Source organism: Leucobacter sp. HNU, from assembly GCF_047946755.1.
Classification (GTDB): domain Bacteria; phylum Actinomycetota; class Actinomycetes; order Actinomycetales; family Microbacteriaceae; genus Leucobacter.
The window spans coordinates 2,619,041-2,632,203 of record NZ_CP178837.1 but is presented as its reverse complement, the minus strand read 5'-3'; the positions used below and the strand labels follow the sequence as shown (position 1 = coordinate 2,632,203).

Annotated in this window: 11 protein-coding genes and 1 pseudogene; 5 read left to right on the top strand and 7 right to left on the bottom strand. The window is 69.6% G+C overall.

What is annotated here, in order from left to right; genetic code table 11:
- Window positions 1-206 precede the first annotated feature (206 nt).
- From galE to AB3K78_RS12900, 3 genes are all read left to right on the top strand, one after another.
- Window positions 207-1,220 carry a UDP-glucose 4-epimerase GalE gene (gene galE, locus AB3K78_RS12910; protein ID WP_416443854.1) on the top strand — a complete coding sequence of 338 codons (1,014 nt, stop codon included), beginning with the start codon at window positions 207-209 and terminating at the stop codon, window positions 1,218-1,220.
- A complete protein-coding gene (locus AB3K78_RS12905) occupies window positions 1,217-2,614 on the top strand; it encodes an LCP family protein (RefSeq protein WP_416443852.1) in 1,398 nt (465 codons plus the stop codon). Before galE ends, AB3K78_RS12905 begins: the two co-directional genes overlap by 4 nt.
- A 62-nt stretch (window positions 2,615-2,676) precedes the next feature.
- A complete protein-coding gene (locus AB3K78_RS12900; RefSeq protein WP_416447356.1) occupies window positions 2,677-3,642 on the top strand; it encodes a glycosyltransferase in 966 nt (321 codons plus the stop codon).
- 230 nt (window positions 3,643-3,872) lie between these two features.
- On the opposite strand, the gene AB3K78_RS12895 is transcribed toward AB3K78_RS12900, so the two are convergent.
- The gene (locus AB3K78_RS12895) at window positions 3,873-4,697 is read right to left on the bottom strand and encodes a type IV toxin-antitoxin system AbiEi family antitoxin domain-containing protein (protein ID WP_416443850.1); all 825 of its coding nucleotides are present in this window, start codon (window positions 4,695-4,697) and stop codon (window positions 3,873-3,875) included.
- 279 nt (window positions 4,698-4,976) lie between these two features.
- Between AB3K78_RS12895 and AB3K78_RS12890 the strand changes: the two genes are divergently transcribed.
- Together AB3K78_RS12890 and AB3K78_RS12885 are read left to right on the top strand one after the other, a co-directional pair.
- The gene (locus AB3K78_RS12890; RefSeq protein ID WP_416443848.1) at window positions 4,977-5,825 is read left to right on the top strand and encodes a glycosyltransferase; all 849 of its coding nucleotides are present in this window, start codon (window positions 4,977-4,979) and stop codon (window positions 5,823-5,825) included.
- A gap of 51 nt (window positions 5,826-5,876) precedes the next feature.
- Window positions 5,877-7,055, top strand: a complete 1,179-nt coding sequence (locus AB3K78_RS12885) for a cation:proton antiporter (protein WP_416443846.1) — start codon at window positions 5,877-5,879, stop codon at window positions 7,053-7,055.
- A gap of 9 nt (window positions 7,056-7,064) precedes the next feature.
- Here the strand turns inward: AB3K78_RS12885 and AB3K78_RS12880 are convergent, their stop codons facing one another.
- The 6 genes and pseudogenes from AB3K78_RS12880 to AB3K78_RS12855 form a co-directional block, all read right to left on the bottom strand.
- On the bottom strand, window positions 7,065-8,195 hold the full coding sequence (locus AB3K78_RS12880) for an ATP-binding cassette domain-containing protein (protein WP_416443844.1): 1,131 nt from the start codon (window positions 8,193-8,195) through the stop codon (window positions 7,065-7,067).
- The gene (locus tag AB3K78_RS12875; RefSeq protein WP_416443842.1) at window positions 8,179-9,045 is read right to left on the bottom strand and encodes an ABC transporter permease; all 867 of its coding nucleotides are present in this window, start codon (window positions 9,043-9,045) and stop codon (window positions 8,179-8,181) included. Before AB3K78_RS12875 ends, AB3K78_RS12880 begins: the two co-directional genes overlap by 17 nt.
- A gap of 4 nt (window positions 9,046-9,049) precedes the next feature.
- A complete protein-coding gene (locus AB3K78_RS12870; RefSeq protein WP_416443840.1) occupies window positions 9,050-9,790 on the bottom strand; it encodes a DapH/DapD/GlmU-related protein in 741 nt (246 codons plus the stop codon).
- A pseudogene (locus tag AB3K78_RS12865) lies at window positions 9,787-10,748 on the bottom strand (Gfo/Idh/MocA family oxidoreductase). The gene AB3K78_RS12870 and the pseudogene AB3K78_RS12865 overlap by 4 nt, the downstream one beginning before the upstream one ends.
- Window positions 10,749-10,827: 79 nt before the next feature.
- Window positions 10,828-12,795: a DUF6541 family protein gene (locus tag AB3K78_RS12860; RefSeq protein WP_416443838.1), complete on the bottom strand. Its 1,968-nt coding sequence runs from the start codon at window positions 12,793-12,795 to the stop codon at window positions 10,828-10,830.
- Window positions 12,792-13,157 (bottom strand): DUF2304 domain-containing protein, encoded by a 366-nt coding sequence (locus tag AB3K78_RS12855; RefSeq protein WP_416443836.1) that lies wholly within the window; start codon window positions 13,155-13,157, stop codon window positions 12,792-12,794. The genes AB3K78_RS12860 and AB3K78_RS12855 overlap by 4 nt, the downstream gene beginning before the upstream one ends.
- Window positions 13,158-13,163 lie beyond the last annotated feature (6 nt).

Here is a 13,163-nt window from a genome sequence, read left to right as displayed (position 1 = left end):
CCGCCAAGCTGTGAGACGCCCGGCAGCCTCGATTCTACGGAATCGATTGCTGTGCGCAGACCCGGAGCGCGCTGAAGCGTCACCGAATCGTAACCCTGCGGCGTCACTGTCCCCCGGAGCCGCGCAGCCGGGACCGGAAACCGCCTTTCGCGGATTCCGGAGCGCGTCGCAGGTTCTCTCCCGGCAGCGGCCCTACCCTAGACGCTATGCGTGTACTTCTCACCGGCGGCGCCGGCTACATCGGCTCGCACACGGCGCTCGTGCTCCTGGAACGAGGCCACGAGGTCGTCGTGGTCGACGACTTCTCGAACAGCAGCCCCGAAGCGGTGCGCCGGGTCGAGGCGCTGAGCGGGCGGACGATCCCCGTGATCGAGGCCGATCTCGCCGAGCGCGAGACCGCCCGTGCCACACTCGCCGGAGTCGAATTCGACGCCGTCATCCACTTCGCCGGACTGAAGGCGGTGGGCGAGTCGGTCGCGCAGCCCACCCGCTACTACCGGGTGAACCTCGATTCCACGCTCACCGTGCTCGACCTCATGCGCGAGCGCGGGGCGACCAAGTTCGTGTTCAGCTCCTCGGCCACGGTCTACGGCGAACCCCAGCGCGTGCCGATCGACGAGGCGCACCCCGCGGGCGTCGGCGTGACCAACCCCTACGGCTGGACGAAGGCGATGGTCGAGCAGATCGTGCGCGACACGCAGGTGGCCTGGCCCGAGCTCGAGGCCGTGCTGCTGCGCTACTTCAATCCCGTCGGCGCCCACCCTTCGGGGCGCATCGGGGAGGATCCGAGCGGGATCCCCAACAACCTCATGCCGTTCATCGCGCAGGTGGCCGTCGGCAAGCGCGAGCGGCTCAGCGTCTTCGGCGGCGACTACCCGACGCCGGACGGCACCGGCGTCCGCGACTACATCCACGTGATGGACCTGGCCGAGGGCCACGTCTCCGCGCTGGAGCACATCGCAGCGGGGGTCACCGCGTACAACCTCGGATCCGGTACGGGATCCAGCGTCCTCGAAGTCGTCCGCGCCTTCGAGGAGGCCTCCGGGCGCCCGGTGCCCTACGACGTCGTCCCCGCGCGCCCCGGCGACGTCGCCGAGATGGTGGCGGACCCCGCCAAGGCGAACGCCGAGCTCGGCTGGCGCACGACCCGCTCCCTCGCGGACGCCTGCCGGGATGCCTGGGCCTGGCAGTCGGGCAACCCCGGCGGGTACGCCGGATGAGCGCGATCGAGCTCGAGCGGCCGATCCGCAACCCCGATCTCGGCTCCGCCCCGCTGATGACCAAGCGGGCCCGCTGGCTGGTGCTGCTCGGATTCGTCCTGCCCGGCAGCGCGCAGCTGCTGGCCGGCAACCGCAAGCTGGGGCGCTTCGGGCTCACCGCGACGGTCGTGCTGATCCTCGCCGGGGCGCTCACCCTGGTGGGCCTGCTCGTCGCGCGCGCCGACACGCTCACCCTGTTCACGAACAGCTGGTTCCTGTTCGTGCTGACCTGGCTGCTCGTGTTCTACGCGATCCTCTGGCTCGTGCTCGGCTTCGACACGCTCCGGCTCACCAAGCTGGTGCGGGTGAAGCCGAACTGGCGCGTGCCCATCGCGGTGATCTCGGTGCTGCTCACCATCGTCCCGGCCTTCGGCGCCGCCTGGGCCGCCACCACCGTCGCTTCGACCCGCGGGCTGCTCGACGATCTCTTCGCGGGGGCGCCCGCGGTCGAACCCGTCAAGGGACGCTACAACTTCCTGCTGCTCGGCACCGACGCGGGCGCCGATCGCGAGGGGCTGCGGCCCGACAGCATCTCGGTCGTGAGCGTCGATGCGAAGACGGGCCAGTCCACCATCATCGGCGTGCCGCGCGAGCTCGCGAACGTGCCCTTCTCGAAGGGGTCGCCGATGGCGAAGATGCACCCGAACGGCTTCGGCGTCGGTCCCAACGAGTTCGGCGAGTGGGGCGGCTGCCAGGTGGGCCGCTGCATCCTGAACGGCGTCTACGCCGAGGCGGAGCTGTTCTACCCGGAGCTCTATCCGAACGCGAAGAAGCAGCACTCCTCGCCCGGTATCGAGGCGACCAAGGAGGCCGTCGAAGGCGCGACCGGTCTCGACATCCAGTTCTACGTGCTCGTCAACATGGACGCGTTCTCGCAGTTGATCGATGCGCTCGGGGGCATCGAGATCGATGTGAAGGAGCGGCTGCCCATCGGCGGCGATCAGTACCAGAACGGCGTCGACGGCTGGATCGAACCGGGCAAGCAGCACATGAACGGCTACACGGCCCAGTGGTACGCGCGTTCGCGCTACGGGTCCGCGGCGGGCGACTACGCGCGCATGGAACGGCAGCGTGAGCTCCAGGCCGCGATCCTCGCGCAGATGAACCCGACCAACGTGCTGGCGCGTTTCCAGGACATCGCGACCGCCGGCAAGCAGCTCGTCGAGACCGATATCCCGAGCTCGATGCTGGGCCGGTTCGTGGACCTCGCGAGCAAGTCGCGGGAGTTCCCGCCCGTCAACGTCGAGCTCGTGCCGCCCGCGGTCGATCCCGAGAATCCGGACTTCGGCACGATCCATCAGCTGGTGGATCAGGGCATCGTCAAGGCGACCCCGAAGAAGGACGGCAAGCCGTGAGCGGGGGCGTCTCGGGAGAGCCCGTCGCGAAAAGCGCGGGCGGCGCAGGCGCTTCCGGCGGGGTGCGGGTGACCGCGGTGCTCGTCGCGTGGAATCGCCGGATGCTGCTGCGGGAAGCGCTGGAAGCGCTCGCGGCGCAGAGCCGTCCGGTGGATCGCCTCGTGGTGGTCGACAACGCCTCAGACGATGGCTCCGATGCGGTCGCGGCCGAGCTGCTCGCCGAATGGGGCGACCGGGCCCGCCTGATCCGACTGTCCGAGAACACGGGCGGTGCCGGCGGCTTCGCCGTGGGGATCGCCGCCGCGGTCGCGGATCTCGCGACCGACTGGGTGTGGGTCATGGACGACGACACGGTTCCCGGCCCGGATGCGCTCGCGGGCGCGCTCGATGCGTTCGAGCGCTACCGCGCCACCGGGCAGGACGATCTCGCCGTGATGGGCTCGCGCGTGGTCTGGACCGACGGCGCGGACCACCCGATGAACACGCCGAAGGCGAAGATCCGCGCATCGCGCGCTGAGCGCGAGCGCGCCGCATCGGTCGGCGCGATGGAGATCCGATCCATCTCGTTCGTGTCGGCGTTCCTGCGCGCTGCGCGGGTGCGCGAGCTGGGCCTGCCGATCGCCGACTACTTCCTGTGGAACGACGACTTCGAGTACTCGGCCCGGCTGCTCCGCGGCGCGCGAGGCCTGTTCGTGCCCGACTCGGTCGTGACCCACAAGACCGCGAAACGCGGATCCAGCGATGCGGACCCCGGCCCCCGCTTCTTCTTCGAGGTGCGCAACAAGCTCTGGGTGTTCCGCCTCTCGAAGGCCCTGTACGGCTGGGAGAACGCGCTCTACATCGCGGCCACGGCCCGCCGCTGGGTGCGCACCTTCCGCGCGTCGCGGGATCGTGCGGTGCTGCGGGACGGCCTCCGTCGCGGCTGGCGCGACGGGTGGCGCACGCGTCCGCGCCCGTCCGGCGAGGTGCTCGCCACCGCGGGCGTGCCCGAAGACGTCCTGGCGCAGGTGCGACTGCTCGAGCGCTAGGGTCCTGCGCCGGGCGGATCGGCTGGCGTTGTTCCTGCCCGGCTCGTCTCCCCTTGCGAAGGAGATCCGGCTCTCGAAGGACGACGAGCCCGCACATCCTCCTTCTGACCCCGGATCTCCTGCTCAAGGGCTCAAGGGCTCAAGGGTTCAAGGGCTCAAGGGTTCAAGGGCACAAGGAGGGGTCGGGAAACCTCGAGTAGTGAGAGGCAAGGGGAGCAGCGGGCGGCTCGCTACCGTGCCAGATGCTCACCGCGTGCGATCGCGCCGACGATGAGCTCGTGTACCTCCTCCCACCGGTGAACGATCTGCGCGTAGCTCAGGCGGATCACCCGATACCCGTGCAGCATCAGCAGCGCATCGTGCCGGTTGTCCGCCTCGCGCTGCGGACCGACGTGGGTCCCGCCGTCGATCTGGATCACGAGTCGATCGCCGAAGAGCAGATCGACCCGGTGACCGAGGATTCGCACCTGCTCCAGAATGCGGACGCCGAGCCAGGCCAAGCGGCTGCGCACGAGGGACTCGAGTCCCGAGTCGGCGAACGGCCGGCACTCCGCGAGGATCTTCCGGGCTCGCCCGGTGAGAGGAAGCCGGGCGAGGGACGCCAGCTGAACCAGTCGGCGGTTCAGCGCCGATTCCCAGATGACCAGAGCTTCTTCGTGCGGTAGGCAGGTCGCGATCAGGGCGAGTGCGTTCTCGACCTGATCCTCGAGCTGGCCGGGCGACCGCGGCAGGAGCGGTGTCGCCCAGTGCACGACTGGACCCGGGCCGCGGGCCTTGGCGTTCGGCCGGGATGCGAGGTGCAGCTGCCGGGCTGGTCGTGGGATCCAGAGACCCAACCGCTCCGCTCGTGTGACACAGCTCACCACCGCGGAGTGGCTCGCCGCCTCCACGAGGACCGGGTCGGCTCCGGGGAGCGTGATCCACCCCCGCCTGGGACGGGAGAGGCGGCCCGCGGAGATGGCCTGCGCGATGCGATGGGGCGAATAGCCGTGCGCGATCGCGTCCTGCGAACGGACGATTCCGTGGTGACGTGCGACGAAGGCGGTGAGGTACATGCTCGAGTGTCTCGAGGCCTGGGGTGTTCGAGGACCCGCATGAGGGGGTCCGTGGATGGTTGCGCCGGCGTGGGGGCGCATACGCGAGGTGGGGAGGGTGATCCCCCGAGTCGGGCGGGCCCGGAGAGGTCGACGCCCGGAAGGAGATTCGGGTTCAGGAGGACGATTCACGCAGAAACATCCTCCTGAGCCCGAATCTCCTTCCGAAGGCCACCCGGGCGCCACCGCAGCCCACACGCCGCAGCCACCGCAGCAGCGCCGCCGCCCTACAGTAGAAGCATGACCGCCCAGGCCGATTTCTCGCTGCTGCTGCCCGTCTACGCCGGCGACGATGCCGGGTTCCTGCGCCTCGCCTTTGAGAGCAGCGTCGACGAGCAGACGCTGCGCCCGACGGAGGCGGTGCTCGTGCAGGACGGCCCCGTGCCCGACGCGCTCGCACAGGAGATCGCGCGGATCGAGCGCGACAGCCCGATCCCGGTCACGGTGGTGCGGCTCGAACGGAACCGCGGCCTCACCGAGGCGCTGAACGCCGGTCTCGCGCGGGCGACGCAGCCGGTGATCGCACGCATGGACGCCGACGATGTCTCGGTGCCGGACCGCTTCGCCCGGCAGTGGGCGCTCATCGAGCGGGGATACGACCTGGTCGGCACGGGCATGGTCGAGTTCGAACACGATCCGGAGCGCACCGGTGCGCTCCGCATCCCGCCGACGGGGCCCGAGCGGATCCGCGAGCACGCCCGCACGCACAACCCCTTCAACCATCCGACGATGATGTACCGAGCGGAGGCCATCTCGAAGATCGGCGGCTATGAGCCGTTCGGAAAGATGGAGGACTACTGGCTGGGGATCCGCCTGATCGCCTCGGGGGCGCAGGTGGAGAACCTCGCCGAGCCGCTGCTCAAGTACCGGGTGGGAGCGGGATCGTTCCAGCGCCGCGGCGGCTGGACGGAGGCGAAGACGGAGGCCCGCCTGCAGCGCGCGATGCTGCGCATGGGCTTCGTCACCCGGGGGCAGTACCTGCGCAACGTGGTCGTGAAGGGCGCGTACCGCCTGCTGCCCGCGGGCGTGAAGAAGGTGCTGTTCCGCCGCTTCGTGGGCGGCGGACTCCCCGGAGATCGCGCGCAGTAGCCGGTCGCCGCCGCAGCGCGGTACTGTCGGCTCTGAGCGAGGGAGGCCGACATGGGATTCGCACTGCTGGCGCTCATCTGCGCGGTCGCGCTGCTCGGCCCGCTGCTCGCGCTGCCCGACCGGCTCCGCCTGCCCGTGGTCATCGGAGAACTCGCGGTCGGGCTGATCCTCGGGCAGAGCGGGTTCCGGATCGCCGACCCCGGCGAGCCGACGTTCGCGTTCCTCGGCCAGATCGGGTTCGCCCTGGTGATGGTCGTCGCCGGTTCGCACGTGCCGATCCGCGACCCTGCGCTGCGCCGCGGCATGCGCACCGGCCTGCTGCGAGCCGCGGTCGTGGGCGCGGCCTCGGTTCCGCTGGGCTTCGGGATCGCGCAGCTCTTCGGCACCGATCACGGATGGCTGTACGCGGTGCTGCTCGCCTCCTCGTCGGCGAGCCTGGTGCTCCCCGCTCTCGCCGGAGTGCGCACCGACGTGCCCGTGCTCGAGCAGCTGCTGCCGCAGCTGGCGGTCGCCGACGCGGTCTGCATCGTGCTGCTCCCGCTCGCCATCGAACCGAAGAACGCGCTCGGGGCGGGTCTCGGAGCCCTCGCCGTCATCGCGGCGGCGCTCGTCGCGGCCTGGATCGCTCGGCTCCTCGTCACCCGGGGAGTGGAGGCGCGGATCCGCGCGGTGTCCCGGGAGCACTCGCTCGCGATCGAGCTGCGCTTCTGGCTGGTAGTGGTGTTCGCGGTCTCCGCCATCGCTTCCGCGCTGCACGTCTCGGTGATGCTCGCCGGCTTCGCCTGCGGGATCGCGCTCGCGGCCGCGGGCGAGCCGGAGCGGCTCGGCAAGCAGCTGTTCGCGATCACGGAGGGGCTCTTCGCGCCGATCTTCTTCGTGTGGCTGGGGGCGTCCATCGACCTCCGCCACCTCGTGACCCATCCGCAGGCGATCCTGCTCGGTGCGGTTCTCGGCCTCGGCGCGCTGCTCGTGCACTGCATCCCCGTGCTGCTCCGTCAGCCGTGGCCCGCGGCCGTCGTGACGGCCGCGCAGCTCGGCGTCCCGATCGCCGCGGTCTCGATGGGCGAGACGCTCGGGATCCTCGCCTCCGGCGAGGGCGCGGCGATCCTGCTCGGGGCGATGATCACGATCGGCGCGACCACGCTGGCGTCGAGACGGCTGCGCCTCGTCGCCGAGCAGCAGGGAGGCGCCGCGGCGACCGGGACGGCACCGGCGGACCCGGTCGCCTAGGAAACGCGATCAGTTCGCGTCGAAGCGCATACCGCCCTCGATCGCGAAACCCGCCGTGCCGTTCTGGAACTCCATGGTGCGCAGCTCGTAGTTCTCGATGATGCCGGTCGGGGCGCCGATCATGAATCCCCAGGGGCCCGCGGGGCCGCCGGCCTTGCGATAGGCGGCGAGGAACACGCCCTTGCCGAGGCCGACGGTCGCCTTGTCCTCGCCGAGACGGTCGACGAGCGCGGCGGAGGACGTGATCATGCCCTTGTCGAACTCCTGCACGAAGCCGCCGCCGTTCTCGGAGATCTCGCGCTGCGGCGCGAGCGGGCGTCCCCAGCGGCCGGGATCGCGCCGGTACAGGTCGTAGATGGCGCCCACGATGGGATGGTGGTTCTCGTCGTCTTCGCCTCGGGGCTTGACGAACTCGACCGCCTCGTCGATCGGGCCGTCGAAGATCATCCGCCCCTTCTCGAGCACGATGCCGCGCTCGCAGAGCTGCTGCACCTGGCTGGCGTTGTGGCTGACCACGAACATGGTCTTCCCCTGGTCCTGCAGCTCGAGCATCTTCGCGGTGCACTTCTGCCGGAACTGGGCGTCGCCCACCGAGAGGATCTCGTCGACCAGGAGGACGTCGAGCTCGGTGTGGATCGCGACCGAGAAGCCGAGTCGCGAGTACATGCCGGAGGAGTAATGCTTCACTTCGGTGTCGATGAAGTCGCCGATCTCGGAGAACGCGAGGATCGAATCGAAGCGGTCGTCGGTCTCCTCCTTCGTCATACCGAGGATCGCGGCGTTCAGGTACACGTTCTCGCGTCCGGTGAGATCCGGATGGAATCCCGCGCCGACCTCGAGCAGACCCGCGATCCGGCCGCGCGTGCGCACCCAGCCCTGGTCGGGAGTCATGACGCCGGAGAGGAGCTTGAGCGTGGTCGACTTGCCCGAGCCGTTGCGGCCGAGCAGCGCGACCGACTGGCCTTCGGGCACCGAGATGGAGATGCCGTCGAGCGCGTTGAAGTCGCTCGACAGGGGCTTCCGCCGCAGCGCGGCGATGAACGTCTCCTTGAAGGAGTGCGTGTGCTTGATCTTGAAGGTCTTGCGCACGTCGTTCAGCACGATCGCGGGGCGCGGATCGACCTCAGAGGTTCTGGGCAAAGGACCCCTCCAGTTTGCGGAAGACGAGCTGGCCGACGAGCAGCGTCGCGAGCGAGATCGCGAATCCGATCAGGACGAAGGCGAGCAGGTTGTCGGGGCGCGCCGTCTGCGGGGAGAGCGGGAGCCAGAAGGCGTTGTGGAAGAGCTCCACGGCCCCGGTGATCGGGTTCGACATGTAGACGTTGTAGATCCATTCCGGGGCACGCTTCTGGACCATGCTCCACGCATAGAGCACGGGGGAGGCCCAGGTCGCGAACATCAGGATCAGATCGACGAAGTTGCGCGCGTCGCGATAGTTGACGTTGATCGCGCCGAAGAACAGGCCGAGGCCGAGCGCGAACAGCAGGATGATGGCCATGCCGGCCAGGAACGCGAGGATCTGCAGCCAGCCGAAGGTCCAGCCGCAGATCAGGGAGACCACGAAGAGCAGCGCCGCCTGCGGCAGGAAGTGGATGAGCGCGACCCCGGTCGCGGCGACCGGGAAGAGCTCGCGCGGCAGATAGATCTTCTTGATGAGCGAGCGGTTGTCGACGACCGCGTTGGTGGTATTGCGAAGCGTCTCGCTGAAGAGGTTCACGGCGACGATACCGGCGAACAGGTACACCGGGAAGTACGGGATGTCCTTGTGCCCGTTCATGATGACGCCGACCACGAGGTAGTACATGAGGAACTGCGCGCCGGGCCGCACATACGACCAGACCCACCCTAGCACCGAGCCGTGGTATCGCGTCGCCACGCCCTTCTTCAGGAGCAGGGAGAGCAGATACCGGTGGCGGAATACGTCGAAGAGGCCTCGGCCGGCGCCGGGAACCCGGTAGTCCGGGTCGTTCAGAACGGAAGTGTCGCTCACGGTCTCAGATTCTATCCGCGAGGGCTGAGGGCTTGAGCTCGCCGTGGGACCGCCACCAGGTGACGGTCTCGGCGAGTTCCTCGAGCTCCGGCGCGACCCAGCCCTCGACGAGCAGGTCGCCGCTGCGATAGGCCGCGAGCAGTGCGTCCGCGAGTTCCGCCGGATAGCCGGCTCGGTCGAGCCCGACGGCGTTGATCCCGGCGATGCGCGGCGGCGTGCCGTAGACCTTCGCGAACGGCGGAACGTCGCGGGTCACGGGGGTACCCATGCCCACCATCGCGCCGTGCGCGATGATGCGGCGCTGGTGCACCACGGCGTTCATGCCGATGTTGACTCGATCGCCGATCGCGCAGTGCCCGCCGATGCTCACTCCCGCGGAGACGGTCGAGTCCGCGCCGAGCAGCACGTCGTGTGCGAGATAGGCGCGGTTCAGCACCCAGCTGCGCGGGCCGACCGTGGTCTCGCGGTAGCTGCCCTGATGGATCACGGCGCCCTCGCGGATCACGGCCCCGGCTCCGATGCGGACTCCCGCGTGCTGCAGGTCGCCCGTCCAGGCGGTGTTCTGCGGCAGGTTGCTCATCTCGGGCGGTGCGCCGATCATGGCTCCCGCGCCGATCCAGGCGCCGTCCTCGATCACGCACGGGCCCAGGATCACGGCCCCCGGCCCGACGGACACGTCGGTGCCGATCTCGACGCCCTCGCCGATGAACGCTGCGGGGCTGATCGCGCTGTTCGCGTCGCTCATGCGCGCGCCGAGAGGTCCAGGGTCGTGCCGGTTCTGGCCGACTCGATCGCGGCCTCGGCGACGCGCAGGGTCTCGGTGCCCTCGCGCAGGGTGACGGCATCGTCGCGCACGCCGAGGATGGCGTCGCGGAAGGCTTCGTGCTCGGACCGCAGCGGCTCGCGCTTCTCGAGGGCGAACCTCGTCACGGTGCCCTCGCTCACCCCCGGAACGCCGCGACGGCGTCCCACGACCCGGCGTGCGTGCCGTTCTCGTAGAAGGTGAGGTCGGCGGTGAGGGTGTCTGCGACGAATGCGCCGCGCTCGCCGGTCACGAGCGTCAGCCGCTCCTTGAACGGCGTCAGCCAGTTGACGATGTGGTTCACCATGATCCCGTTGGCGAGCTTGCCGGTGATCGAGACCATGTCCTCGTGCGCCCGCCCGGAGCGATGGGTGGTCTGGGCGGCGAGGTTCGCATAGGGGGACTGCGCCAGCCAGGCGGTGAGATCGATGTCGTGGCTGCCGAGATCCTTCACGACCCCGACATCGGCGATGCGCGCGGGGAACGGCCCCTGGCGGCGGGTCTGGATCTGGTAGACCTCGCCGAGGTCGCCGTTCGCGATGCGTTCGCGCAGGCTGACCAGGGCGGGGTTGAAGCGCTCGACGTGCCCGACCGCGGCGACCTTGCCCGCCTGCTCGAATGCGGCCACGAGGCGTTCGGCCGCGGGGAGCTCGTGCGCGACGGGCTTCTCGATGAGCGCGTGCACGCCGGCCTCGGCGAGCGCCAGGCCGACCTCCTCGTGGAACTTCGTCGGGACCGCGACGACCACGGCGTCGACTCCCGCATCGATGAGACCCTGCACCGAGTCGAACATCGGCGTCTCGCCGGCGACGCCGTGGGGATCGCCCATCGCGTCAGCCACGGCGACGAGGTCGATGCCCTCGACCTCGCGGATCACCCGGGCGTGGTGGCGCCCCATCATTCCGAGGCCGATCAGGCCGTACTTGATCGTCACGTCTTCTCCCAACGGTTCGGTAGTCAAGCGTTCCCAGTGTAGGGAATCACACGTTGCATCCGGTGATCCGGTAGAGCACGGCATCGCCCTGCCGGTCGACCTCGGTGAGGATCGGAGAGTCCTGCAGATCGCGGAGACCCCGGAACAGCTCCGGCGTGTTCGAGCCCCGGATCCGGTACTGGCGTCCCCCGAATTCGAGGACGTACGAGACATGGAGGTCCTGCACGAGTGGGCAGGCCCGGCTTCCCAGATCCCGGAAGTCCGCCCCGAGCTGGTAGGCCTCGGCACCGAAATCGCCCTTCAGATGGGGGAAGACCACCTTGCGGTCGGCGATGCCGAGCGCGAACGCGGTGCCCGACCAGGGATCGCCGAGCACGACCGCGTCCTTCGGCACCGTGCGGTCCAACCGCTCGAGCAGCTGTTCCTCATCCGGGCTGAGCAGCGGGGAATCCGCGGTGAACGAGTAGTTCGCCCGCATTCGATCGAGCTGGACGGCGATGGGCTGACCGATCGACATGGACGCGATCAGCAGGACGGTCCCGGCCGCGGCGACGGCGGTGAGCACCCGACCGGCGGGACGATCCCTTCGGGCTGCGAAGAACGCGGTGAAACCGGCCACCAGCCAATCCATCAGCAGTGCGGCGCCGACCCCGGCGAGCGGGATCGCGGCGATCGGGATCAGGGCCGCGAGACGGTTCGCGTCGTTGTACCACGCCCCGGTGATCATCGTGCGGAACGGCCCGTTCATCCCGCTCGCGATGGTGTACAGGCCGAGCGTGACGAGGTAGGAGATCGGAAGCCACCGGTGGCGCTTGAGCACGACGAGCGCTGCGATGCCCAGGGCGATGAGCAGTGTCAGCCCCCAGGCGTGGGAACCCGTGAACGGGCCGTTGCCGAGGGCGCTCTCGAGCGCGAGGCGGATCTTGCCCTCGAACACCCGAACGTTGTCGCCGGTGCGCACCAGGATCCACAGCGCCAGCACCGCGCAGGCTGCGAGGGCGAGCGCGACGGTGCGCCAGACGCGGGTGCTCAGGGGCAGCGGTGCGCGCCAGACGGTCAGCAGTGTGGCGAGGAGCAGCGGAAAGACGAGCGCGGCGTAGCCGAACAGCGCGTTGGGCTGGGCCAGGGTCGCGGCGCCGAGGGCACCCGCGGCGGCGATCCACATCGAGACCGAGGGCAGACGGACTTCCAGCGGACGGCTGCGCAGCGCCAGGTGCGTGAACCCGAGCGCATAGGGGATGAGCGCGGTCGACAGGACGTTCGGGTAGAGCACTCCCCAGGTGAGCAGCAGGTAGGGGAACGCGCTGAACGCGGTCACGACGACCGCGAGAGGGAGCACCGAGCGGGGTCCGCGCGGGAGGAACGGACGAGCGAGGAACAGCATGCCGGCCGGCCAGACCAGTGCGCCGGTGGCGATCGCGAATGCGTTCGTCGAGACCGCGATCCCGCTCCCCGACAGCTGGGAGACCAGCGCCACCGAGGCGTGCCAGAGCGTCGGATAGAAGTTCGTCGCGCTGTGCGGGCTCGACAGGTTCATGTGCAGGGGCGAAGCGTCCCCGCTGCGCAGGATCTGAGCGACGGCGTTGAAATGGAAGACGTTGTCGTAGGTCTGCGAAATGTTGTCGGGCAGGATGAACCCCTGCTTGAGCAGGTAGGCGATCGTCCCGCCCGAGACGAGGAAGAAGACCGCGGTGCAGACCCATGCGCCGAGCGGGATCGCGCGGATCGCGCGGAGCAGGCTCGACGGCGCGACGGAGGTCCCGGAGAACCGGACGACGACCCAGAGCACTGCGGCGAGGACCGCTGCGAGCACGAGGACCGGGAGCAGGGTCCACGGGATGCCGATCACGGGGGAGACGACGCTCGCGAGGGCGATGATCGCGAACGAGGCCGCGATCGAGCCGGCGATGAGGGACAGACCCCGCAGCCTGAGCGCCCAGGCGGCGGGGAGCCCGGGGAGCACCGAGATCAGGAGCGCAGCCGCCACCGCGGGGATCGCGGCGATCCAGCTCACTGCTCGGTGCCCTTCTCCTGCTCGGTGCCCTCGCGATTGCGGGCGTCCATCAGCGCCACCGCGCGGGCGAGCTTCGTGACGCGGGCATCGCTCCGGGCCTTCGCTCGGATGGTGGCGACCGCGAAGGCCATCACGGCGACGATGAAGACGTAGAGCAGGAGGTCGGTGCCGCGTCCGATGCCGAACGCGTGCGCGATCGCCGTGAGCACGTTCGGGAACAGGATCGCGAGCACCGCGGCGAGCACGAACAGGATCGCGAAGATCCGCTTGAGGGCCAGCGAGCGCTCACCCGGCAGGAACCGAACGGCGAGGGCGGCGATCAGTACGACGCCGAGGATGAGGAGGAGCTGGAAGATCGACATGCTTGC

What these genes read in the sequence shown, in the direction of transcription:
- AB3K78_RS12890 (WP_416443848.1), top strand. Translation starts at nt 4,977, where the DNA reads ATGACCGCCCAGGCCGATTTCTCGCTGCTGCTGCCCGTCTACGCCGGC.
- AB3K78_RS12885 (WP_416443846.1), top strand. Translation starts at nt 5,877, where the DNA reads ATGGGATTCGCACTGCTGGCGCTCATCTGCGCGGTCGCGCTGCTCGGC.
- AB3K78_RS12870 (WP_416443840.1), bottom strand. Translation starts at nt 9,790, where the DNA reads ATGAGCGACGCGAACAGCGCGATCAGCCCCGCAGCGTTCATCGGCGAG.
- galE (WP_416443854.1), top strand. Translation starts at nt 207, where the DNA reads ATGCGTGTACTTCTCACCGGCGGCGCCGGCTACATCGGCTCGCACACG.
- AB3K78_RS12895 (WP_416443850.1), bottom strand. Translation starts at nt 4,697, where the DNA reads ATGTACCTCACCGCCTTCGTCGCACGTCACCACGGAATCGTCCGTTCG.
- AB3K78_RS12905 (WP_416443852.1), top strand. Translation starts at nt 1,217, where the DNA reads ATGAGCGCGATCGAGCTCGAGCGGCCGATCCGCAACCCCGATCTCGGC.
- AB3K78_RS12855 (WP_416443836.1), bottom strand. Translation starts at nt 13,157, where the DNA reads ATGTCGATCTTCCAGCTCCTCCTCATCCTCGGCGTCGTACTGATCGCC.